The organism is Streptomyces sp. NPDC058086 (assembly GCF_042885015.1).
In the GTDB taxonomy this organism is placed as follows: domain Bacteria; phylum Actinomycetota; class Actinomycetes; order Streptomycetales; family Streptomycetaceae; genus Streptomyces.
This window is the reverse complement of record NZ_JBHVST010000046.1, coordinates 32,567-55,519: the sequence shown is the minus strand read 5'-3', so window position 1 is coordinate 55,519 and position 22,953 is coordinate 32,567. Positions and strand designations below refer to the sequence as shown.

Genomic DNA, 22,953 nt, shown 5'->3' with positions numbered 1-22,953 from the left:
CCCCGGCCGGATCCCACGAGACGCGACGCGGCCGCGTCGTAGAGATCTACGACGCGGCCGTCGGCGAGGGCGATCAGTGTGCTCCGGTGCCCGTCAGGGACCGCACCTCCAGCTCGGCGTACTTGCCGGCGTCCGGCTCCTCCTTGGACAGGAGCGTGCCGAGCCAGCCCAGCAGGAAGCCGACCGGGATCGAAATGAGGCCCGGGTTCTCCAGCGGGAACCAGTGGAAGTCGACGTCGGGGAACATCGAGGTGGGCTTGCCCGAGACCACCGGCGAGAACAGCACCAGGCCGACCGCCGTGATCAGACCGCCGTAGATCGACCACAGTGCGCCCTGGGTGGTGAACCGCTTCCAGAAGAGGCTGTAGAGGATCGTCGGAAGGTTGGCGGAGGCGGCGACCGCGAAGGCGAGCGCGACCAGCCCCGCGACGTTCAGGTCGCGGGCGAGGGCGCCCAGCAGGATGGACACGGCTCCGATGCCCACCGTCGCGTAGCGGGCGGCGGCCATCTCCTGCTTCTCCGTGGCCTGCCCCCTCTTGATGACGTTCGCGTAGATGTCGTGCGCGAAGGAGGAGGACGAGGCCAGCGTCAGGCCGGCGACGACCGCGAGGATCGTGGCGAAGGCGACGGCCGAGATCGAGGCGAGCAGGATGGCGCCCCAGTTGGAATCGACGCCTCCCAGGTGCAGTGCCAGGAGTGGCGCGGCGGTGTTGCCCGCCTTGTTGGAGGCGATGATCTCGTCGGGTTTGATCAGCGCGGCGGCGCCGAAGCCGAGGGCGAGGGTCATCAGGTAGAAGGCGCCGATGAGGCCGATCGCCCAGTTCACCGACTTCCGCGCGGTCTTCGCCGTGGGCACGGTGTAGAAGCGGATGAGGATGTGCGGCAGGCCCGCGGTGCCCAGGACCAGCGCCATGCCCAGGGAGATGAAGTCCAGCTTGGTGGTGGACGTGGCGCCGTACTTGAGGCCGGGCTCCAGGAAGGGCGCGCCCTTGCCGCTGTTGTCGGCCGCCTTGCCGAGCAGGTCGGAGATGTTGAAGTTGAACTTCAGCAGCACCAGGAAGGTGAGCAGCAGGGCGCCGATGATCAGCAGGACGGCCTTGACCATCTGGACCCAGGTGGTGCCCTTCATGCCACCGATGGTGACGTACACGATCATCAGGACGCCGACGAGGGCGACGATGCCGATCTTGCCGCCGTCGCTGGTGATGCCGAGGAGCAGCGAGACCAGGACACCCGCGCCCGCCATCTGCGCCAGCAGGTAGAAGATCGACACGACGATGGTGGAGGTGCCCGCGGCCGTACGTACCGGGCGCTGGCGCATCCGGTACGCCAGTACGTCGCCCATGGTGTAGCGGCCGGAGTTGCGCAGCGGTTCGGCGACAAGGAGGAGGGCCACCAGCCAGGCGACCAGGAAGCCGATGGAGTAGAGGAAACCGTCGTACCCGAAGAGGGCGATCGCGCCCGCGATGCCGAGGAACGAGGCCGCGGACATGTAGTCGCCGGAGACGGCCAGGCCGTTCTGGAAGGCGGTGAACTGTCGGCCGCCCGCGTAGAAGTCGGCGGCGTCCTTGGTCTGGCGGCCCGCCCAGACGGTGATGACGAGCGTCGCGGCGACGAACACCGCGAAGAGGGTGATGATCAGCGGCCGGTGCTGGCCGGCCTCACCGGCGGCGAGCACGGTCGTCTGTACGGGGCTCATGCGTCGCCCTCCAGCCGGGACTTGATCGCCTCGCCCTTGGGGTCGAGCTTCGCGGCGGCGTACCGCGAGTACCACCAGGCGATGAGGAAGGTGGTGAGGAACTGGGCGAGCCCCAGGACCAGGGCGACGTTGATGTTGCCGACCACCTGGGTGCCCATGAAGTCGCCCGCGTAGTTCGAGAGCAGGACGTACAGCAGGTACCAGGCGATGAAGGCGACGGTCAGCGGGAAGGCGAAGGAGCGGTGCGCGCGCCGCAGTTCGGCGAACTCGGCGCTCTCCTGCACCTCGACGAACTGCTCGGTCGAGGGCAGCCGGGGATCGGCCTTCGAAGGGGGCGGTGCGTCGGTAGCCACGAAGTCTCCTCGCGTTGCGGGTGCGGTTACGACGGTGGACGGGGGCGAGTCGGGGCTCGCGGACGGGGACGGCTGGGGTGCGGACATACGGTTGCGACCTCACAGTGACCTGGATCACACAACCGGGAGCGACGGCATTGCTTCCGTACGTGATCCAACAGGGGGCTCGATCGTCCTCGGGCTCCCTGCTCAAGGTCACGGCGCCACGCGTGGACCGGTTCAACTCCCCCGACTTCTTTCGGAAGTCATCTCCGGAAGTCATTGCTGGCCAGCTGGGACGGGAGATAGCTTCGGCCTGCAGTACTCGTCATGCACCTGTCGAAGCGCCACCCGCACCAGCCTCAGCACCATCACGCACCTGCCCGAGCACCACCTGTGTTCGGGCGGCTTTCGTTTCCGGATGATGTGGAGATCCCATGGCTCATCTGCGTTCCAGACGTCGCCTCGCCCTCGCGGTGCCGGTCGTCCTGTCCCTCACCGCCTCGCTCGGCTTCCTGCCGGGCGCCGCGTCGGCCGCCCCGCTGACCGCGTCCGCCACGCCCAGCGCGGACGGCCCCAACCTCGCGTACGTGGTCAACACCAGGACGGACCACCGCACGATCGAGTCGGTGGAGAAGGCGATCACCGCGGCGGGCGGCACCGTCGTCATCGCCTACGAGAAGATCGGCGTGATCGTCGTCCATTCGGCCAACCCGGACTTCGGCAAGCAGATCCGCGCCGTGCGCGGGGTGCAGTCGGCGGGCGCGACCCGCACCGCGCCGCTGACGGCCGCGGGGACGACGGACGAGGGCGCGGCGCAGATGCTGTCCGCCGCCGAGGCCGCCAAGGTCTCCAGGACTGCCGCCTCGGGCGAGGAGCCCCTGGAAGCCGACCAGTGGGACCTGCGCGCGATCGGCGCCGACAAGGCCGCGAAGATCAACCCGGGCAGCAAGAGCGTGACGGTCGCCGTGATCGACGTCGGCGTCGACGACACCCACCCGGACATCGCCCCGAACTTCTCCCCCTCGCAGTCCGCGAACTGCGTGGGCGGCAAGCCGGACACCACGTACGGCGCGTGGCGCCCCGTGGACGCCGACCACTACCACGGCACCCATGTCGCGGGGGAGATCGCCGCCGCCCGCAACGGCATCGGTGTCGCGGGCGTCGCACCCGGTGTGAAGGTCTCGGGCATCACCGTGGCCGAGCCGGACGCGAGCCAGCTCTTCTATCCGGAGAGCGTCGTCTGCGCCTTCGTCTTCGCCGCCGACCACGGCGTGGAGATAACCAACAACAGCTACTACGTGGACCCGTGGCTCTACAACTGCCTCGACGACCCCGACCAGAGGGCCATCGTCGACGCCGTCAACCGGGCCCAGCTGTACGCCCAGAAGAAGGGCACCCTCAACGTCGCCGCGGCGGGCAACTCCAACGACGACCTCGACTCGAACGCCCTCGCCGACGCCTCCAGCCCCGACGACTCGACCGCCGTGACCCGCACGGTCGACCCGCACAAGTGCTTCGACGTACCGACCCAGCTGCCGGGCGTCGTCACGGTCGCCTCGACCGGCGTCACCGGTGCCAAGTCGTACTTCTCCAGTTACGGCAAGGGCGTCATCGATGTCGCCGCGCCGGGCGGCGACAAGTACCAGATCCCGGACACGCCGTCGAAGAACGGCCGCATCCTGTCGACGATGCCGAACAACCAGTACGGCTTCCTGCAGGGCACGTCGATGGCGACGCCGCACGTCGCGGGCGTGGCCGCGCTGCTGAAGTCCAAGTACCCCTGGGCCTCGCCGGCCCAGCTCCAGGCGCTCCTCAAGGCCGAGGCGGACAACCCGGGTTGCCCGACCGCCCCCTACGACGGGAACGGCGACGGCGTCGTGGACGCCACCTGCGTGGGCGGCAAGCACGTGAACGGCTTCTACGGAGCCGGGATCGTCAACGCGCTGCGCGCGGTCAAGTAAGTCCGGTCAAGCAAGTCCGGCCGGACGTCACATGAGCTTCCGCACGGCTCGTACCGCTCGCACCGCGAATGAACTGGAGACTCCATGACCGCGCCTCGCAAGCGCTCCCGTCGCGCCATAGCCCTTCCGCTCGGGATGGCCACGGCGACGGCCCTCGCCTTCCTGCCGAACGTCAGCGCCTCGGCGGCCGACACCGACGGCTCCGCCGCGCAGACCGCCACGGCGACGACGGCGGACGCGACCGCCCTCAGCTATGTCGTCAACGTCCGCCCCGGGTACGGCACTTCCGCCTCCGTGAAGAAGGCCGTCGCCGAGGCGGGCGGCACGATCGTGACGTCGTACGACCAGATCGGCGTGATCGTCGTGCACTCCTCGAACGCCGACTTCGCCAAGACGATCCGCGGCGTACGCGGCGTGCAGTCGGCCGGCAACACGCGCAACGCCCCGCTGCCCGCGCAGTCGACCACCGACATGGGCGCGCCCCAGGTGCTCACCGCGGCACAGGAGCGGGCCGCGAGCGCCACGGCCGCCGCCGGGCAGGACCCGCTGGAGTCCCTCCAGTGGGACCTGCCCGCCATCAAGGCGGACAAGGCGCACGAGAAGACCCTCGGCAGCAGCAAGGTGACGGTCGCCGTGATCGACACCGGTGTCGACGACACGCACCCCGACATCGCGCCGAACTTCAACCGCGACGCCTCGGTCAACTGTGTGACGGGCAAGCCGGACACCACCGACGGGGCCTGGCGGCCGACCGCCGCGGAGAGCCCGCACGGCACGCATGTCGCGGGCGAGATCGCGGGCGCCAAGAACGGCGTCGGCATCACCGGAGTCGCGCCCGGCGTGAAGGTCGCCGGCATCAAGGTGGCCACGACGGCCGGCTACTTCTACACCGAGGCCGTCGTCTGCGGCTTCGTGTGGGCCGCCGAGCACCACGTCGACGTGACCAACAACAGCTATTACACCGACCCCTGGTACTTCAACTGCAAGGACGACCCGGACCAGAAGGCCCTGGTCGACGCGATCACCCGCGCCTCGCGGTACGCGGAGCACAAGGGCACCGTCAACGTCGCCGCGGCGGGCAACGAGAACTACGACCTGGCCGCCGACTCGATCACCGACCCGGTCTCCCCGAACGACGGCACACCCTCGGACCGGGTGATCGACCCCTCCAAGTGCTACGACATCCCCACCCAGTTGCCGGGTGTGGTCACCGTGGCCGCGACGGGCGCCAAGGGCATCAAGTCGTCCTTCTCCAACCACGGTCTGGGCGTCATCGACGTCGCCGCGCCCGGCGGCGACTCGACGCGCTACCAGACCCCGGCCCCGCCCGCCACCAGCGGCCTGATCCTCGGCCCGCTGCCCGGCGGCACATGGGGTTACATGGCCGGCACGTCGATGGCGTCCCCGCACGTCGCCGGTGTCGCCGCCCTCATCAAGTCGACCCACCCGCACGCCTCCGCCGCCCTGGTGAAGGCGCTGCTGTACGCGGAGGCCGACGCCACGCCGTGCACCGACCCGTACGACATCGACGGCGACGGCAAGGTCGACGCGGTGTGCGAGGGCGCGAAGAACCACAACGGGTTCTATGGCTGGGGCACCGTCAACGCGTTGAAGGCGGTCACGAAGTAGCCCTGTGAGCGGGAGAGGCCGGGCGCGCACCCCGGTCCCTCCCGCCATGTTGATTCAGTACACCCGGCATAGTGCCGTCATGACTCATACGGACTTCGCGTGGGCGGCTCTGGGCGGCGACCCCGCACTCATCTCACGGATCTCGGCCGTCGCACGGGAGGGCGTGCTGCCCTCACGGCTGCCGGTGCGGGGGATGGCCCGGGCGTGTGTCGCGGTCTGCGCCCTCGCCGGGGCCGAGCTGACCGCCGGCCGCACCGGAGGGAAGGTGCCCGAGGTGCGGTTCGACGACGGGGCTGTCGCCACCGCCTTCCGCAGTGAGCGGCACCTGCGCGTCGACGGGGGTGAGCCGGTCAACTTCGCCCCGCTGTCCCGGTTCTGGCGGACGGCGGACGGCTGGGTCCGCACCCACGCGAACTATCCGCACCACCAGAAGCGGCTGCTGGGCGCGCTGGGTGTACCGGAGGACCGGGGCTCCCTCACCGAGGTACTCGCCGAGGTGTTCACCGAGCGACCGGCCATCGAGGTGGAGGAGACGGTGTACGCGGCCGGCGGCCTCGCGATCGCCCTGCGCACGCCCGGTCAGTGGGCGGCGCACCCACAGGGGCGGGCGATCGCCGCACACCCGCTGGTGGCCCGCGAGCGACTGGACACGGCACCCGTACGAGCGCTCGCCCCGCTCGCCGGGGACCCGCTGCTGCCCGCCGCGGGCGTACGCGTGCTGGACCTCACCCGGGTCATCGCGGGCCCGGTGGCCACCCGCACACTCGCCCTCCTCGGCGCGGACGTCCTGCGGATCGACAGCCCGCGTCTGCCCGAAATCGACGACCAGCACGCCGACATGGACTTCGGGAAGCGTTCCGCCACGCTCGACCTGGCGGCGCGCGGGGATCGCTCGGCCTTCGAGGAGCTGCTCGCCGAGGCCGATGTCGTCGTCACCGGGTACCGGCCCGGCGCACTGGACCGGTTCGGGCTCTCCCCGCAGGCACTGGCCGAGCGGCGGCCCGGTCTGGTGGTGGCGCAGTTGTCGGCGTGGGGCGACTACGGGCCGTGGTCCGGGCGGCGGGGCTTCGACAGCCTGGTGCAGGTCGCCACCGGGATCGCGGAGATCGAGGGGTCCGCCGAGCGGCCGGGCGCGCTGCCCGCGCAGGCCCTCGACCACGGCACGGGGTATCTGCTGGCCGCCGCGGTGCTCCGGTCGCTCATCGAACAGACCCGGGAGGGCGGGACGCGGCTCGTCCGGCTGGCGCTCGCACGGACGGCCGCGTGGCTGGTGGACGGGCCGGCGCACCGGGACGAGGAGCCCGCCGGCGCCTCGTACGAACCGGGCCCCTGGCTCGCCGAGACCGACAGCGACCTGGGCCGGCTCAGGTACGCAAAGTCGCCCGTATCCTTCGTCGGCGGACCGGCCGACTGGGCACGACCGCCGGGGCGTTGGGGGACGGACCCGGCCCGGTGGGCCTGAGCCCCCGGGTCACTTCGGGAGACGGCCGCGCCCGTCGGGCGTGAGCGAGGGGTCGGCCGGAAACGTATCTATGGGTGGAATGCCTAACCACCGCTTGTTTCCCTGCACTTGCCCGGTTCTGTGCCGACTGGTGAAGATCCTGGGGTGACCTTGATACGACCGACTGCCGAGACAGCGGGCGCGCGTGGTCCGGTGCGGCGCCCCGCCGCCGGACGCGCCGCCGCCCTGCTCGTCCTGGTGGCCGTGGCCGCCCTGATCCCGCTGCTCGGCCCACGCCCCGCGCTGGACGGCACCGGCGAGGCGGCCGCCCCCGGCGTCGGCGGCATCGCCCTGCTGCGCGCGGTCTTGTTCGTGGCGCTGTGCGTCCCCGCGGGCGAACTGTTCGCGGCCCGGCTGGCCCGCCGGGTGCCGGGCGCGCCACTGGAGTACGCACCCCGCAGCTGGGCGCCCTGCGCCGCGGCAGCCGGGTTCGTCGCCGCGCTGGGGCTCGCCTCGGTGGTGGCCACCGGCAATCTGCTGCCGCACCACCTCTCCGACATGGACGTCGGCGGGCTCTACCAGACCCGGGACGGAAAGCTCGCGCTCCTGGAGGTCAACGCGTTCCTGGCCGCCGGGCTCTGCGCCCTCTCACGAAGACCGGCCGCCCAGGCGTGGCCGCTGGCCGCGGTGGCCCTCGCGGAGGCAATGCGCGCCCACCCGGCACCGGAGCACGGCCCGCTCGTCGGCTCAGGTCTGACGCTCGTTCACGTGACCTGCGCGGCCCTGTGGACGGGCGGCCTGCTGCATGTGCTGCGGATGCTGCGCACCTGGCGCGCCTCTTCGAAGGCGGAGGCTGCGGAGACGACGGAGACGGCCGAGACGACGGTTTCGGCGGACGCGGCCGGCGCGGCGCTTCTGGGCCTCTACGCGCGCGTGGCCGCCGTCCTGTTCGCGGCGCTCACCGCGACGGGCGTGTGGAGCGCGCTGCGCCGGATGCCGCCCGGCACGGTCCTGGACCAGCTGACGGCGACGTCCTACGGGCGCACCCTGCTCGCCAAGCTGGTGCTGGTGGCCGCCGTCGCCGTCCTGGCGCTGCTCGCGCGGCTGCGGCTGCGCCGGGCCGCCGACCGGCTCAGTGCCTGTGTGCCCGCTCGCGCGGAGGTGGTGGCACTGGGCCTGGTCGTGGCGGTGTCGGGGCTGCTGACGGCGCTGCCGCTGCCGATCAGGTGGTCATGAGCCGTTGGTGACGAGCACCTTGAGGGCGGTGCGCTCGTCCATCGCCTTGTAGCCCTCGGGCACGCCTTCCAGACCGACGGTCATGTCGAAGACGGGCGACGGGTCGATGGTGCCGTCCAGGATGTCGGGCAGCAGCTCCGGGATGTACGCCCGCACCGGCGCCACACCGCCGCGCAGCGCGATGTTCCGGTCGAACATCACGCCCAGGTCGAGGCCCGTACCACTGCCGTGCGGCACGCCGACGAAGCCGATGGCGCCGCCGTCGCGGGTGATGTTCACGGCCGTCCGCATGGACTGCTCGGTGCCGACCGCCTCCACGACGGCGTGCGCGCCCTGGCCGCGGGTCAGCTCACGGACGGCCTCGACGGCCGCCTCGCCGCGTTCGGCGACGACATCCGTGGCGCCGAAGGCGCGCGCGATGTCCGTACGTGCCTGGTGGCGTCCGAGCGCGATGATGCGCTCGGCGCCGAGCCGCTTGGCGGCCAGCACGGCGCACAGCCCGACGGCGCCGTCCCCGACGACCGCGACGGTGGCGCCCTTGCGGGCTCCCGCGCCGAGGGCCGCGTGGTGCCCGGTGCCCATGACGTCGGAGAGCGTCAGCAGGGCCGACAGCAGGTGGTCGTCGGAGGCCGCCTCCTTGGGCAGCTGTACGAGGGTGCCGTCGGCGAAGGGGACGCGCACGGCCTCGCCCTGACCGCCGTCGTAGCCGACCGCGCCCCAGAAGCCGCCGTGCTCGCAGGAGGTGGTGAGGCCCTCGCGGCAGTAGTCGCAGACGCCGTCCGACCACATGAAGGGGGCGACGACCAGGTCGCCGCGGCGGACGCCGGTCACCTCGGAGCCGGTCTCCTCGACGATGCCGAGGAACTCGTGCCCGATCCGCTGCCCCGCCTGCCGTGCCGCCTCACCCCGGTAGGCCCACAGGTCGCTGCCGCAGATGCAGGATCGCAGCACCCGCACGACCGCGTCGGTGGGCAGTTGCACCAGGGGCTCGGGGACGTCCTCCACGCGCATGTCGTAGGGGGCGTGGATGGTGGTGGCGCGCATGACGAGGATCCTTCTCGGCCGATCGGCTGGGTGAGATGCGCTCAGGGGGTGGTTGAGCGCATCTCACCGTACGCCGCCCTCGCCGCGGTATGCGCGCCGAGGGTGCCCTGCACTCCGCTGACCAGCAGGAACTGGGCGGCGGCATAGGTCAGCATGATCCAGAAGTCCGGCCTCGGGAGCTGCGGCCAGTCGGCGACGCCGGTGGCGATGAGGGTGTCGGACAGCAGGAAGAGCGCCCCGCCCGCGCCCGCGACGGGCCCGAGCCGGGTGCTTGTGGCCGCCATCGCGGTCAGCAGCAGGCTGTAGCCGGCGACGGGGACACGGAGGCCGGCGGGCAGATCGGGCCACAGGAGGGTGACGGTGACGACGAGGGCGAGGACGTACGCGCCAAGGAGCCAGGCGGACGGCCCACGCACGTGTGGAGGGCGATGCGGCGAATCCGGTCTTCTGAAGAGCAGGAGGTAGCAGACGTGACCGGCCGCGAAGGAGGCCATCCCCACGAGGAAGGCCGGGCCGGCGTCGGACAGCAGCAGTACGTCGCCGCCCCAGCCGCAGAGCAGGGCGGCCACCAGGAGCCTCGGTCCGCCGCGTACGACCGCGTGGGCGGCGAGCAGGGGCATCAGAAGCGGCTTGGCGACCAGGTGCCCCGGGGTGAACCCGACGGCCAGCGAAACGAGGTCCACGGCAGCGGCCACGCCGAAGGAGACGAGCAGCACGCGCGCGTGCCGTGGGCTCACGCGACGGGCTCCGTGACCGGCTTGCTCCCTGCGGACTTCGGCGTCGGCTGCCAGCCGGGCCCGCAGAAGACCCGCCCCGCCCGCTCGCGCCAGCCGGTCGCCGCCTTCAGGTCCCTGGCGATGGCGGCGTACTCGTGGGTGGCGACGCGCAGGGGGTTGTACGTGGCGATGTTCTTGGTGAGCCCGTAGACGGGGCGCTCGGTCTCGGGGACGAAGGACCCGAAGAGCCGGTCCCAGACGATGAGGATCCCGCCGAAGTTGCGGTCCAGGTAGCCGCCCTGGGAGGCGTGGTGGACCCGGTGGTGGGAGGGCGTGTTGAACACGAACTCGAACCAACGGGGCATCTTGTCTATCCGCTCCGTGTGGATCCAGAACTGGTAGACGAGGTTCGCCGACGAACAGAACGCCAGCGCGGCGGGGTGCACACCGAGGGCGATCAGCGGCACGTAGAAGGGCCAGACCGTCCAGGTCGTCCAGGGCTGGCGCAGCGCGGTGGTGAGGTTGAAGTTCCGGCTGGAGTGGTGGACCACGTGGCAGGCCCACAGGACGCGGATGACGTGGTGGCCGCGGTGCGACCAGTAGTAGAAGAAGTCCTGCCCCAGCAGCATCAGCGGAACGGTCCACCACAGGACGGGCACCCGGAGCGGGGTCAGTTCATAGATCGCCGTATAGATCGCGACGATCGGGATCTTCCACAGAAAGTCGAAGACGAGACTCCCGAGCCCCATGCCGACGCTCGTCGCGGCGTCCTTCGCCTCGTACCCCGCGGCATCGTCGTCCGGATGGATCCGGACGCTCACCATCTCGATCACGGTGAGCAGCACAAAGGCGGGTATCGACCACAGCACGACATCGGGCAGGTTCGGCATGGGTGCACCGTAGAACCGCAGCTCGGCCACCGCTAGACGTTGTTACCCACAAGTATTACCGGGGGTACGCGCTTGCTTATTGGTGATCTCCGCCAAGGACGCCGACAGGTCCGGACCGATGCTCGTCGGATGTCCGCTCGGCGCTCGTCACACCCCCGCCGCCCCCAACAACACCCCCGCCGCATACGTGACCCCCATCGCCAGCGCACCCCCGCCCACGTTCCGCAGTACCGCGCGGGCCGGGTTCGCCGAGCCCAGGCGGGCGCTCAGCCAGCCGGTGAGGACCAGGGCGGCCAGTACCGAGACCACGGTGACGCCCAGGCGCCAGGCCGCCGGTGGCAGGACGATGGCGAGGAGGGGAAGGAGGGCGCCCACGGTGAAGGAGAGGAAGCTCGCCCAGGCCGCGTGCCAGGGGTTGGTGAGGTCGTCGGGGTCGATGCCGAGTTCCACGCGTGCGTGGGCCTTCAGGGCGTCGCGTTCCGTGAGCTGCTCCGCCGCCTCGCGGGCCACCTCGCGGGTCAGGCCTCGCTGCTCCAGGAGTGCGGTCAGCTCCTCGAGTTCGGCAGCCGGCTGTTCGCGCAGTTCGCGTCGCTCCAGCGCCAGGGCGGCCTTCTCGGAGTCCAGTTGGGTGGAGACCGAGACGTACTCGCCCGCCGCCATCGACATGGACCCGGCCAGCAGCCCGGCCAGGCCCGCCGTGAGCAGCGCGGAGCGGTCGTCCGTGGCGCCGGCCACGCCGACGACGAGGCCCGCGGTGGAAACGATGCCGTCGTTGGCGCCCAGCACCGCGGCCCGCAGCCAGTTCAGGCGGGAGCCGAGGGTGCCTTCGTGGGCCTCGTCGTGCGTGGGTACCGTCACACGGGGAGGATGCCACCTGGCGCGTCACCAGACCCGTACTGACGCTCCCCGCGCGAACACCGGGCTTGTCGCGTCCGCCGGGGGCCGCGTCAGCGGTTCGGCCAGTTCCGCCACGGTCGGTCCCACCTTCGCCGCGAGGGGATCCAGGGCGTCGAGGTCGAAGCCGTAGACCCGGGCGGCGTTCCCGCCGACCATCGCGGCGACCTCCTCGCGCGGCACGCCCGCGTACGCGCAGCGCAGGCCCTCCCGCGAGTAGGGGTAGGTGCCCTCGTCGTGCGGGTAGTCGCTGCCCCACATGATCTTGTCGACGCCGATCCGCGCCCGCAGCGGCACCTCGTGCGGGCGCATGAAGCTCGCGCCGACGAAGCAGTTGTCCCGCCAGACGTCCGAGGGGCCCTTGCCCATCGACTCGGCGAGTCCCGCGCCGAACTTCGACTCCGCCGTCGACCGCTTCGTCCTCTTCGCCGCCGCCGACAGCCTCCCGTGGTAGTAGTCCAGCATGTCGAGCACCCCGGGGATCCAGCCCGAGCCCTGCTCGGTCAGCACCAGTTTCAGGCCGGGGTGGCGGCGGAAGGCGCCGCCGAAGATGAGGTGCCAGAGCGCGCGGTGGGAGAACCAGGTCGTCTCGACCATGAAGACCGCGCGGGCCGCCGGTTCCTCGCCCAGTGGCGGGGACGCCGAGCCCGCGTGGTGGTTCACGGGGACGCCGAGCTCCTCGCAGACCGCCCAGATCGGGTCGTACGTCGACGAGTACAGCTCGGGCAGTCCCGAGCCCGGTGGGGTGCCGGGGAGCAGCAGGCCGCCCCTGAGGCCCGCCCGGGAGGCCCACCTGATCTCCTTCACCGCTTCCGCCACGTCGTTCAGGAGGATCTGGAAGACACCCGCGCGGCGGCCCGGCGCGGCCGCGCAGAAGTCCGCGAGCCAGCGGTTGTGGGCGCGCAGGCCCGCCCAGCGCCGTTCGAACTCCTCGGCGGTGGGGGCCGGCGCCATCAGGGCGGCCGACGGGAAGAAGGGCGGGATGGTGTTGGGGAACACCACCTCCGCGACGATGCCGTCCTCCTCCAGCTCCGCCAGGCGCCGTGCGGAGTTCCAGTTCTTGTCGGCGGTGTCGGCGAGCAGGTCCTCGTACGGATTGACGTAGCCGGCCGCCCACGCGTCGAACGCCTCGTGGTGTTCCTTCGCCAAGTAGGGCCGGTAGTCCAGGAGGTCCGCTCCGGCGTGGCAGTCCGCCGAGATCACGGTGTATCGGTCGGTCACGGAGTCGTTCGTGGGGCCGCTCACGGCGTCGCCCCCAGGACCGGGAAGTCATGGTCGGTCAGCCAGTGGCGGCCCACCTCGCGCGAGCGTGCCCAGGACGCCGCCACGGCCGCCTGGTCGTCGCTCTGGCCGAGGTCGGCCGGGGTCGGGCCGATGCGCCGGGCGAGCGGGGCCAGGTGCTCGACGTCGAAGCCGAAGACCTCGGCGGCCCCGAGGCCGAGCATGCGGCGGGTCTCCGCGACCGGGATGTCGTGGAAGGTGCGCCGCAGCCACGCGCGTGTGTCGGGCCAGGTTCCCTCGGGATGCGGGAAGTCGCTGCCCCAGAGGATGTTGTCGACGCCGATCTCGTAGCGCTGGGCGAGTTCGCGGCGCTTGGTGTTCGTCGCGCAGATGAAGAGCTGCCGGTCGAGGTACTCGTGCGGAGGCCGCTTGAGCTCGGCGAAGGGCGACAGCTTCTTGCCGCCGTGCGCGCCCAGGTAGAGGCGGTCCATGAACCACAGGAGGTTCGGCAGCCACCAGCAACCCGACTCGGCCACCCCGAACTTCAGCCCCGGGTGGCGTTCGAAGACGCCCGACCAGAGCAGGAACCACAGGGGGCGGGCGGGCCACCAGGTGACTTCGGAGACGTAGATCCCCAGGTGGTCGCCGTACTCATGGCGCGGCGCCGCGCCCGAGTGCGTGACCACCGGCATCCCGCACTCGGCGGCGGCCGCCCACACGGGGTCGTAACGGCGGTCGTGGTACGGCTCCTTGTCGACCCACATGGCGGGGATCATCAGGGCGCCGAGTCCCGACTCCTTGGCGCGGTACACCTCGGCGACGACCGCGTCGGGGGACGCCGTGATCGGCAACAGGGCGACCCCGCAGTGCCGTTCGGGGTTCTCCCCGACGAACTCCGCCAGCCAGCGGTTGTGGGCCTGCGCACCCGCCATCCCGAGCTGCGGGTCGTGGTCGCCGGAGAGGCCGAGGCCCACACCGAAGGGGGCCGCCGTCCGGCTGTCCACGGCATCGGCGTCCGGGAAGACCACCTCCCCGGCCACCCCGTCACCGTCCAGCTCCTTGAGGCGCTGCGCGGTGTCCCAGCCGCCGCGCAGACCCTCCTCGTTGTCCTGGAACCAGCGGTCCGCGAACGCCTCGTTGCGGATGCCGAGCCGGGTCATCTCCTCGCGGCGCCGGCCCTGGCCCGCGAGGAACTCGTCGAAGTCCCGGTGGAAACGGGAGTCCAGGTAGGGCCGGTACTCCTCGGTGGGGAGCCCGGCATGGCAGTCGGAGGAGATGATCAGATAGGGGTCCCGGTCGGTCATCGCCCGCCTCCTCAGTCCAGGATGAAGTGCTCTAGGTACGACGGGTCGGCCCGGTCGAGCATCGACTGCGACCTCGCCCGGATCTGCCGGTCGCTGTGCTCGCTGGCGGGCAGCAGCCAGAAGCGGTCCTCCCTGATGCCGTCCGCCACCAGGTCGGCGACCTCCTCCACCGGCGTGAACCGCACCTCCTGCCCCGCCTCCTTCATCGCGGCCTCCCACTGGTCGAGGCTGCGGTACGGGGTCTTTCTGGGGCGCTGTTTCGCGTAGCGCTCGGGCCGGTTGCGGTGCGACTCCCACAGGCCGGTACGGAGCATGTGGGGTCCGGGGAAGAGCACCGACGCCCCCACGCGCGCGTGCTCCGCCTTGAGATGCGCGTACAGGGACTCCGTCATCGTCACGACGGCCGCCTTGGTGACGGCGTACACGGAGGCGGTGGGCAGCGGGGCGATCCCGCCGTCGCCGGACGAGGTGTTGACGACGTGGCCCGGCTCTCCCCCGGCGATCATGCGCGGCACGAAGGCCTGGACGCCGTGGAAGACACCCCAGACGTTGACGGCGAAGGCCCACTTCCAGTCGTTCGGATCGTGCTCCCACATGCGGCCCTCGGCGCCGGAGCCGACCCCGGCGTTGTTGCACAGGACATGCACGGCGCCGTACTTCTCGTACGTCTCGGCGGCGAGCGCGTCGAGCTGTTCGCGCTCCGAGACGTCCACCACGCGCGCGTGCACCTCGGCTCCGTCCTCCCGCAGCCCGGAGGCGGCCTTCTCCAGGGCGCCCTCCTCGACGTCCGCGAGGACCACCTTCAGACCGTCCGCCGCGAACCGGCGCGCCATCGCGAGCCCGATGCCGCTCGCCGCGCCGGTGACCACGGCGACCTGCCCCGCTCCGAGCTCCATCAGGCGCTCCCTTCCGGCGGCCCGTCGAGGATCTGCCGCGGATCGTCGTAGCGCTGATGGATGTACGGCAACAGGGCCTGGGCGCTGACCCGTTCGGCGACCCTGCCCTTCTGGTCGGTGGTCTTCTCGCCGAGGGTGATCTCGACCAGCTCCCGTACGGGGAGGTCGGCGACCGGGTCGTACATCGACTCGCGCAGCACGACGTCCCCGGTGACACGCTCCAGCCTGCGCACCTTCTCGTTGCGCACGCAGTGCACGAGCACGGGGTCGATGTCGAAGCCCGAACCGTCCACCGCGGGAAGGAACTTGAAGTAGAAGTCGGTCTTCTGGGCGGGCTCGGGCAGCGGCAGGTCACCGCTCACCGCGCCGCGCACCTCGACGAAGGCGATGCCGTGCCGGGCGAGTGCGGCCCGAACGACGAGGCCGTCGCGTTCCACGGTCACCTCGCCGAGCTTCTTGGGCTCCCCGAAGACCTCGCGGCCGCCGACGAGCGCCCGCTCGTGGGTCATCGGCATGACCAGCGGATACCAGCCCTCGACGCCGTCGTGCGCCGCGGCGACGGCGAACGAACCCGCGCCGAGCGGATAGCCCGGCAGGTCGACCCTGCTGATGTTCACCCGGACCAGGGGCCGCCCGGTGGGTTTGAGCGGGGGTGGCAGGACCGCCGCGACCGCGTCCGGATCGCTCTCCCAGACGGCCACCACACCGGTGGACCAGATGTCGGGGAGCTTGACGCTCGCGGTGCGCGCGGCGGCGATCTCCGCCTCGGTCCGTGCGCCGTACCTCACTCGTGCCATGTCCGTACCGCCCTTCGTAGGCGCTACCTGCTGGGGCGCGGAGCACGCTTGCAGGACACCGTCGAAAGGTCCATAGCCATGCGTCAGCCATGCGCCCGGGGGCGTGCGTCGGGCCGGACCAACCGGTGACCCGCGCCACACGAAGCACCCCCGCCACCCGCCGACCGCGTCAACTCCGGGGACCGGACCGTCCGTCGGTTTCCGGGAAGGTGGGGGCCGGACTGTCAGTCAGGGCCCGTATCCTCAGTGACCATGCTCGAAGACCTGACGACCGCAGCGTCCCCAGCCCCCTGGCCGGCCGCGTATCCGCAGGGGTACGCGGTCGTCGACGTGGAGACCACCGGCCTTGCCCGCGACGACCGGATAATCTCGGCCGCCGTCTACCGGCTGGACGCGCGCGGCGAGGTCGAGGACCACTGGTACACGATGGTCAACCCGGAGCGGGACCCGGGCCCGGTCTGGATCCACGGTCTGACGACCGAGGTGCTCGAAGGCGCGCCGCTCTTCCAGGACATCGCCGCGGAGTTCGCCGACCGGCTCGCCGACCGGGTGCTCGTGGCGCACAACGCGGTCTTCGACTGGTCGATGATCGCGCGGGAGTACGCGCGCGCGGAGCGTGAGGCGCCGGTGCGTCAGCGGCTGTGCACCATCGCGCTCTCCAAGGAGCTGGGCCTGCCGCTGCCCAACCACAAGCTGGAGTCGCTGGCCGCGCACTTCGGCGTCGTACAGCAGCGGGCGCACCACGCGCTGGACGACGCGCGCGTACTGGCCGAGGCGTTCCGGCCGAGCCTGCGGGCCGCCGCGCGGGACGGGATCCGGCTGCCGCTCCTGGAGTGCCGGCCGCTCAAGGAGTGGTCCGAGAGCCCCGCGGCGCCGCACATCGGACGGCAGTCCGGTTCCGGCGGTTACTCCTCCGGCGGCTACTCGTCCGGTGGCTACCCGTCCGGGAGTTGGCGGCCTTCACGCAAACGCCCCGCATGCCCCTATCCCAACCCAGGACGCTATGAAGCGGACAAACCGCTCAAGCAGGGTATGCGGGTCGCGTTCTCCGGGGACACGTCCGTCGACCGCGAGCTGCTGGAGGACCGTGCCGTCGAGGCCGGCCTGCATGTCGCGACGAGCCTGTCCCGGCTGACCAGCCTGCTCGTCACCAACGATCCGGACTCCAGCACGTCCAAGGTGGTCAAGGCCAAACAGTTCGGGACACCGGTGATCGACGAGGCGGCGTTCGGCCAGCTGCTGCGGGACGTGGCCCCGGCCTCGGAGAAGTGACCCCGGAGGGCCGCGGAGGGGCCGGGGTCGCTGACGGACGTACGGGTGATTGCCGGGCGACTCGCCCGGCGCCCGCTCGCCCGCGCCGCGTCGGCACCTCACCCTGTGGCGCATGGCGAGATGCGAAGTGTGCGGCAACGACTACGGCATGACCTTCGAGGTGCACGCGCAGGGCGCGGTGCACGTCTTCGACTGTTTCTCCTGCGCGATCCACCGGATGGCCCCCATCTGCGAGCACTGTCGCGTGCAGATCATCGGCCAGGGCGTCGAGGTCGAGGGCCACTGGTTCTGCGGCGCGCACTGCGCCCGCGCGGAGGGCAAGGTGGGCATCATCGACAAGGTCTGAGAGCCGAGCGGAACGGTCCGGGAGCACACGTTCCCGTCGTGTCGACGCGCACCCCCCTGAATACGCCCCACGACCGAGTTGTACGGTCGTGGGGTGTACCGCTTCCTGTTGTCCCGGCAGTGGGTGATTCTCACCCTCGTGGCCCTCCTGCTCATCCCCACGATGATCAAGCTGGGCTTCTGGCAGCTGCACCGCCATGAGCACAAGGTCGCGCTGAACAAGGTCATCTCGCAGTCGCTGACGGCCACGCCGGTGCCCGCCGAGTCGGTCACCGCGCCGGGGCAGCCCGTCGAGCACGCGGACCTGTACCGCCGGGTGACCGCGAAGGGCACCTTCGACACCGCGCACGAGGTCGTCGTGCGGCGCCGCACCAACGCCGACGGCGAGGTCGGCTACCACGTCCTGACCCCCTTCGACCTGGACGACGGCGGCGTACTGATCGTCAACCGGGGCTGGATCGACTCGAACGGCTCACAGACCGCGTTCCCGAAGATCCCGGCGCCCGCGAAGGGCGAGATCACCGTCACCGGGCGGCTGATGCCCGACGAGACGACCGGCGACAGCGGCATCAAGAACATCCAGGGCCTGCCCGACCGCCAGGTCATGCTGATCAACAGCGAGCAGCAGGCCAAGAGACTCGGCAAGCAGGTCCTCGGCGGGTACATCGAGCAGACCGCGCCCACGCCCAGGGGCGACTCCCCCGAACTGATCCCCGACCCCGAGCACAACGACATCGGTCCGCACATGGCGTACGCGATCCAGTGGTGGCTCTTCTCCGCGGGTGTGCCGGTGGGCTGGGTGATCCTGGTCCGCCGGGAGCGCCGCGACCGGGCCGAGGCCGCCGCCTCCGCGACCGCGCCGGAAGCGGCCACGGTGGCCGCCTGACCCCTGGGCCGCCGCGCGGCGCGCCCGTACTTCCTCGGCCGGTGTCACCCGGTCGGCCCCCGACCCGATTGGCCTCGGCCTTCGCCGGGAACTCGCCCCACGTGCACCCACGTATCGAGGACTACGCGCTCATCGGGGACGAACAGACCGCCGCGCTGGTGGGCCGGGACGGGTCCGTCGACTGGCTCTGTCTGCCACGGTTCGACTCGGCCGCCTGCTTCGCCGCGATGCTCGGCGACGAGAACCACGGTCGCTGGCGGATCTCACCCACGGGAGCGGGCCCCTGCACCCGGCGGGCGTACCGGCGGGACACGCTGGTGCTCGACTCCGAATGGGAGACGGACGAGGGCGCGGTCCGCGTGACCGACTTCATGCCACAACGCGAACACGCCCCCGATCTCGTCCGCGTCGTCGAAGGACTCAGCGGCCGGGTGACGATGCACAGCACACTGCAACTGCGCTTCGACTACGGCTCCGTCGTGCCGTGGGTGCGCAGGGCGGACGGCCAGCGGGTGGCGGTCGCGGGCCCGGACTCGGTGTGGCTGCGCAGCGAACCCGCGGTACGCACCTGGGGCAAGGACTTCCGTACGCACTCGGAGTTCACCGTGGAGGCGGGCGAGAAGGTCGCCTTCGTCCTGACCTGGCATCCCTCGCACCGGTCACGCCCGCCGCTCATCGACCCGTACCAGGCGCTGAACTCCAGCGTCGAGGACTGGCAGGCGTGGGCGGCGCGCTGCCGTTACGACGGTCCGCACCGGGACGCCGTCGTGCGCTCCCTGATCACCCTGAAGGCCCTCACCTTCGCCCCGACCGGCGGCATCGTCGCCGCCCCCACCACCTCGCTCCCGGAGGAACTCGGCGGCGTCCGCAACTGGGACTACCGCTACTGCTGGCTGCGCGACTCGACCCTCACCCTGGGCGCGCTCCTGTCGGCCGGGTACCACGAGGAGGCCGAGGCCTGGCGCGACTGGCTGCTGCGCGCGGTCGCGGGCGACCCCGCGGACCTGCAGATCATGTACGGCCTCTCCGGTGAGCGCCGGCTGCCCGAGTTCGAGTTGTCGTGGCTGCCCGGCTTCGCGGGCTCGTACCCGGTCCGGATCGGCAACGAGGCCGTCAAGCAGCTCCAACTGGACGTGTACGGCGAGGTCATCGACTCGCTCTCGCTGGCCCGGCGCTCGGGCCTGCCGTCCAAGCCGCACATGTGGCGCCTGCAGTGCGCCCTGATGGAGTTCCTGCGGACGGCCTGGCGGCAGCCGGACGAGGGGATCTGGGAGGTGCGCGGCCCACGCCGGCACTTCGTGTACTCGAAGGTGATGGCGTGGGTGGCGGCCGACCGCGCCGTCCGGGCGCTGGAGCGCGAACCGGAGCTCGGCGGCGACCTGGAGGGCTGGCGCACGATGCGCGAAGAGGTGCACAAGGAGGTGTGCGAGCACGGCTTCGACAGCGAACGCAACACCTTCACGCAGTCCTACGGGTCACGCGAACTGGACGCGTCACTGCTGCTCATCCCGCGCGTCGGTTTCCTGCCGCCCGACGATCCCCGGGTCGTCGGCACCATCGACGCGGTGCGCGCCGATCTCGAACGCGAGGGCTTCCTGCTGCGCCGCTACAGCGACGAGGGCGTCGACGTCGACGGGCTGCCGGGCGGCGAGGGCGCCTTCCTCGTCTGCTCGTTCTGGCTCACGGACGCGCTGCACATGACGGGCCGTACGAGGGAGGCCCGCGAGCTGTTCGAACGACTGCTCGGCCTGGCCAACGACGTGGGGCTGCTGTCCGAGGAGTACGACCCCGTCGCGCGCCGCCAGCTCGGCAACTTCCCGCAGGCGTTCAGCCACCTCGGCCTGGTGGGGTCCGCCTTCAACCTGTTCGGTGATGCGCATCCGGGAGGAGACGGCAAGACCGGATAGGGGAGGATGGGGGCCATGGATCTTGGACTGAAGGACCGTGTGTACGTCGTCACGGGAGCCACCCGTGGCCTGGGCAACGCCAGCGCGCGCGAGCTCACCGCCGACGGCGCGAAGGTGATCGTCACGGGGCGCGACGACAAGACCGCCGCCGACGCGGCGTCCGCGCTCGGCCCGAACGCGGTGGGGGTGGCCGCCGACAACTCCGACCCGGGGACCCCGGACCGGCTGATCGCGGCGGCCCGCGCGCACTTCGGCGGTTTCGACGGCATCCTGATCAGCGTCGGCGGCCCGCCGCCCGGGTTCGTCGCGGACAACACGGACGAGCAGTGGACGACCGCCTTCGAGTCCGTCTTCCTGGGCGCGGTCCGGCTGGCCCGCGCCGCCGCCGCGGAGCTCGGCGAGGGCGGCGTCATCGGCTTCGTGCTCTCCGGCTCGGTCAACGAGCCGATCCCGGGCCTGACCATCTCCAACGGTCTGCGCCCCGGTCTCGCGGGCTTCGCCAAGTCCCTCGCCGACGAGCTGGGCCCGCGCGGCATCCGTGTCCTGGGCCTGCTCCCGGCCCGCATCGACACGGACCGCGTGCGCGAGCTCGACGGCCTCTCCGCCGACCCGGAGGCCACCCGTGCGGCCAACGAGTCGCTGATTCCGCTGCGCCGCTACGGCGCCCCGGAGGAGTTCGGCCGCACGGCGGCGTTCCTGCTCTCGCCCGCCGCGTCGTATCTGACGGGCATCATGGTGCCGGTGGACGGCGGTATGCGGAGCGGGTTCTGAGACCGCTCGGGCGCCTGAGGGACTAACTCACCCTTTCGGCCCGGTGCTTGACCCCGCGGAGGCGTACCTCCGCGGGGAGCGCGGCGAGGCCCGCGGAGTCCCGGGCGTGCGCCAGGGCCTCCGTCGTCAGCAGATGCAGCGCGTGCCCCGGGTCGACATGCGGCTCCAGCAGGAGCTGGACCCGGGTCCCGGGAGCGTCGCGTCGCCCGGTCAGCTGGACCTGGGCTCGTTCGACACCGTCCAACCGCCCCGCCTCGTCGCCCAGTACGCCCTCCAGGGCCCGCCCGCGCAGCAGCGCCCCCTCGCCGTCGCCGGTGTCGACGAGCACCTCCGCGAGCCGGCGCCGCCGCAGTACGGCCGACAGCCACCACAGGCTGAGCAGGACGACGACCGCGAGAGTGGCGATGACGGTCGGCCACCACCAGCCCTGGTCCCGCCACCGGGTCCGCTCGGCGGCGCTCAGCAGCACGTCGTGCCGCCCGTCGTGGATCCACCAGGAGGGCGGCCGGGCGCCCAGTCCGACGGCGAACACGGAGCCGCCGAGGACCAGCAGCGCGAGCCCGACGATTCCCAGCAGGACACGGTTGACGATCCTGAGCACCGCCCTCACCCCTTCCGGCCCGGGCGCGCGACATGCACCGACAGGGCGGGCGGCCGGACGAGCCCGAGTCCCCGGATGCCGTCGGCGAGGGTCGCGTCCAGGTCGGCCCGTACGTCGTCGAGTGCGCGGAAGTGCGAGACCGCGCGCACATCGACCTTCCTGCGCCCCATCCGTACCCGGACCGACCGCACGCCGGAGATCTCCATGGCCCGGTCGCGCAGCGCCGTCGCGGCGGCCTCCCGGTGCAGCCCGGCCCGTACGTCGGGATGAGTGCGCCGCATCGGCAGGACGTCGCGCAGCCCCGGCGTCACCGCGAGGACGATCAGCCAGAGTCCGAGGGCCGCGGCGAGGCAGGCGCCGACGAGCACCCAGGTGTCGTCGAGGGGCCGTTGGGCGAGCTGCCGGGCGAGGGACCTGCGCCAGTGCGAGGCGGGCCGGTGGGCACGTACGGCCGCGACGTCGTACAGCAGGACGCCCGCACCCACGAGGACCAGCAGCGCGACGATCCCCGCGGGGACGCGGCGCACCGACCAGAACCGGCCCTGCCCGCCGTTCGCGTCGTCGACGGCGGGCGGCGGGTCGTAGTCGGCCGCGGAGGCGGACTGGCCGAGTTCGCCCTCGGCCGGTGGGCCCGCGTCCGTCTTCTCCAGGACGGGCATGCGTCGGGTGGTGTTCTCGGAGCCCTGGGGCTCGCTCATCGCGTCCTCCCCTGTACCGCGGCGGCCGCCGGTACCAGGTGCAGCCGCTCGACCTGGACCGTCACCTCCGGCACTTCCATCCCCGTCAACGCGTCTACCCGCTCGGCGACATGTCGACGCACCGCGTTGCAGCGGCCGCCGATGTCGCAGGGATAGCCGAGTTCGAGGTGGATGCGGACGCGGACGCTGGCGATCGGGGTCTCCCCTGCTCGAGCGGAGCCGAGAGCTTGGGGAAGCACGACGACCGTCGCGTGCGGGGGTACGGCGTCCGGGGGCAGCGTGTCCAGTGCCTCGCGGGCGGCCTGCGCGGCGATCTTCGCCACGACCCGGTCGGCGATCCGGGTCGCGCCGCGCTCGGCCGCCTCGACGGCCGTCGGGGGCCGTCGGGTGTCACCGAGCGGGCCGGTCAC

At 71.7% G+C, this 22,953-nt stretch carries 22 protein-coding genes; 9 read left to right on the top strand and 13 right to left on the bottom strand.

Annotation, left to right across the window (positions count from 1 at the left end; genetic code table 11):
- Nucleotides 1-73: 73 nt before the first annotated feature.
- Both ACFVWD_RS30690 and ACFVWD_RS30685 read right to left on the bottom strand, forming a co-directional pair.
- Nucleotides 74-1,699, bottom strand: coding sequence for a cation acetate symporter (locus ACFVWD_RS30690; protein WP_389600769.1), 1,626 nt, complete (start codon nt 1,697-1,699; stop codon nt 74-76).
- The gene (locus ACFVWD_RS30685; protein WP_067364553.1) at nt 1,696-2,052 is read right to left on the bottom strand and encodes a DUF485 domain-containing protein; all 357 of its coding nucleotides are present in this window, start codon (nt 2,050-2,052) and stop codon (nt 1,696-1,698) included. The genes ACFVWD_RS30690 and ACFVWD_RS30685 overlap by 4 nt, the downstream gene beginning before the upstream one ends.
- A gap of 416 nt (nt 2,053-2,468) precedes the next feature.
- Here ACFVWD_RS30685 and ACFVWD_RS30680 point away from each other — a divergent pair, with 416 nt between their 5' ends.
- The 4 genes from ACFVWD_RS30680 (at nt 2,469) to ACFVWD_RS30665 (ending at nt 8,301) form a co-directional block, all read left to right on the top strand.
- The gene (locus tag ACFVWD_RS30680) at nt 2,469-3,995 is read left to right on the top strand and encodes a S8 family serine peptidase (protein WP_389600767.1); all 1,527 of its coding nucleotides are present in this window, start codon (nt 2,469-2,471) and stop codon (nt 3,993-3,995) included.
- Nucleotides 3,996-4,079: 84 nt separating this feature from the next.
- The gene (locus tag ACFVWD_RS30675) at nt 4,080-5,624 is read left to right on the top strand and encodes a S8 family serine peptidase (RefSeq protein ID WP_389600765.1); all 1,545 of its coding nucleotides are present in this window, start codon (nt 4,080-4,082) and stop codon (nt 5,622-5,624) included.
- A gap of 79 nt (nt 5,625-5,703) precedes the next feature.
- Nucleotides 5,704-7,086, top strand: a complete 1,383-nt coding sequence (locus ACFVWD_RS30670) for a CoA transferase (RefSeq protein ID WP_389600763.1) — start codon at nt 5,704-5,706, stop codon at nt 7,084-7,086.
- A gap of 144 nt (nt 7,087-7,230) precedes the next feature.
- The gene (locus tag ACFVWD_RS30665; protein WP_389600761.1) at nt 7,231-8,301 is read left to right on the top strand and encodes a CopD family protein; all 1,071 of its coding nucleotides are present in this window, start codon (nt 7,231-7,233) and stop codon (nt 8,299-8,301) included.
- Here ACFVWD_RS30665 and ACFVWD_RS30660 read toward each other — a convergent pair.
- From ACFVWD_RS30660 to ACFVWD_RS30625, 8 genes are all read right to left on the bottom strand, one after another.
- Entirely contained in the window at nt 8,296-9,345 is a 1,050-nt protein-coding gene (locus ACFVWD_RS30660) for a zinc-dependent alcohol dehydrogenase family protein (protein ID WP_075026128.1), read from the bottom strand. The genes ACFVWD_RS30665 and ACFVWD_RS30660 overlap by 6 nt on opposite strands.
- 41 nt (nt 9,346-9,386) lie before the next feature.
- A complete protein-coding gene (locus ACFVWD_RS30655) occupies nt 9,387-10,082 on the bottom strand; it encodes a lysoplasmalogenase (RefSeq protein ID WP_389600760.1) in 696 nt (231 codons plus the stop codon).
- On the bottom strand, nt 10,079-10,951 hold the full coding sequence (locus ACFVWD_RS30650; protein WP_389600758.1) for a sterol desaturase family protein: 873 nt from the start codon (nt 10,949-10,951) through the stop codon (nt 10,079-10,081). Before ACFVWD_RS30650 ends, ACFVWD_RS30655 begins: the two co-directional genes overlap by 4 nt.
- Before the next feature lie 147 nt (nt 10,952-11,098).
- Entirely contained in the window at nt 11,099-11,809 is a 711-nt protein-coding gene (locus tag ACFVWD_RS30645) for a VIT family protein (protein ID WP_389600756.1), read from the bottom strand.
- 24 nt (nt 11,810-11,833) lie between these two features.
- The gene (locus tag ACFVWD_RS30640) at nt 11,834-13,066 is read right to left on the bottom strand and encodes an amidohydrolase family protein (protein ID WP_389600755.1); all 1,233 of its coding nucleotides are present in this window, start codon (nt 13,064-13,066) and stop codon (nt 11,834-11,836) included.
- Nucleotides 13,067-13,086: 20 nt separating this feature from the next.
- The gene (locus ACFVWD_RS30635) at nt 13,087-14,370 is read right to left on the bottom strand and encodes an amidohydrolase family protein (protein WP_389600753.1); all 1,284 of its coding nucleotides are present in this window, start codon (nt 14,368-14,370) and stop codon (nt 13,087-13,089) included.
- Between the two features lie 11 nt (nt 14,371-14,381).
- Nucleotides 14,382-15,266: an SDR family NAD(P)-dependent oxidoreductase gene (locus ACFVWD_RS30630; protein ID WP_389600751.1), complete on the bottom strand. Its 885-nt coding sequence runs from the start codon at nt 15,264-15,266 to the stop codon at nt 14,382-14,384.
- On the bottom strand, nt 15,266-16,063 hold the full coding sequence (locus tag ACFVWD_RS30625) for an acetoacetate decarboxylase family protein (protein WP_389600749.1): 798 nt from the start codon (nt 16,061-16,063) through the stop codon (nt 15,266-15,268). Before ACFVWD_RS30625 ends, ACFVWD_RS30630 begins: the two co-directional genes overlap by 1 nt.
- Before the next feature lie 252 nt (nt 16,064-16,315).
- On the opposite strand from ACFVWD_RS30625, the gene ACFVWD_RS30620 reads away from it, so the two are divergent.
- The 5 genes from ACFVWD_RS30620 to ACFVWD_RS30600 all read left to right on the top strand — a co-directional run bounded on the left by ACFVWD_RS30620 (nt 16,316) and on the right by ACFVWD_RS30600 (nt 21,244).
- A complete protein-coding gene (locus ACFVWD_RS30620; RefSeq protein WP_389600747.1) occupies nt 16,316-17,335 on the top strand; it encodes a DEDDh family exonuclease in 1,020 nt (339 codons plus the stop codon).
- Nucleotides 17,336-17,447: 112 nt separating this feature from the next.
- Nucleotides 17,448-17,681, top strand: a complete 234-nt coding sequence (locus ACFVWD_RS30615; RefSeq protein ID WP_054232337.1) for a hypothetical protein — start codon at nt 17,448-17,450, stop codon at nt 17,679-17,681.
- Nucleotides 17,682-17,774: 93 nt separating this feature from the next.
- The gene (locus ACFVWD_RS30610) at nt 17,775-18,566 is read left to right on the top strand and encodes an SURF1 family protein (RefSeq protein WP_389600745.1); all 792 of its coding nucleotides are present in this window, start codon (nt 17,775-17,777) and stop codon (nt 18,564-18,566) included.
- A gap of 101 nt (nt 18,567-18,667) precedes the next feature.
- Nucleotides 18,668-20,473: a glycoside hydrolase family 15 protein gene (locus tag ACFVWD_RS30605; RefSeq protein WP_389600744.1), complete on the top strand. Its 1,806-nt coding sequence runs from the start codon at nt 18,668-18,670 to the stop codon at nt 20,471-20,473.
- A 15-nt stretch (nt 20,474-20,488) separates the two neighbouring features.
- Nucleotides 20,489-21,244 (top strand): SDR family oxidoreductase, encoded by a 756-nt coding sequence (locus ACFVWD_RS30600; protein WP_389600743.1) that lies wholly within the window; start codon nt 20,489-20,491, stop codon nt 21,242-21,244.
- Between the two features lie 22 nt (nt 21,245-21,266).
- Here the strand turns inward: ACFVWD_RS30600 and amaP are convergent, their stop codons facing one another.
- Genes amaP through ACFVWD_RS30585 form a run of 3 tightly spaced genes read right to left on the bottom strand, consistent with a single transcriptional unit; the run spans nt 21,267 to nt 22,953 of the window.
- Entirely contained in the window at nt 21,267-21,845 is a 579-nt protein-coding gene (amaP, locus tag ACFVWD_RS30595) for an alkaline shock response membrane anchor protein AmaP (protein ID WP_389600741.1), read from the bottom strand.
- Between the two features lie 5 nt (nt 21,846-21,850).
- Nucleotides 21,851-22,543, bottom strand: coding sequence for a DUF6286 domain-containing protein (locus tag ACFVWD_RS30590; protein WP_389600739.1), 693 nt, complete (start codon nt 22,541-22,543; stop codon nt 21,851-21,853).
- Nucleotides 22,540-22,953, bottom strand: a complete 414-nt coding sequence (locus tag ACFVWD_RS30585) for a hypothetical protein (protein ID WP_389600737.1) — start codon at nt 22,951-22,953, stop codon at nt 22,540-22,542. Before ACFVWD_RS30585 ends, ACFVWD_RS30590 begins: the two co-directional genes overlap by 4 nt.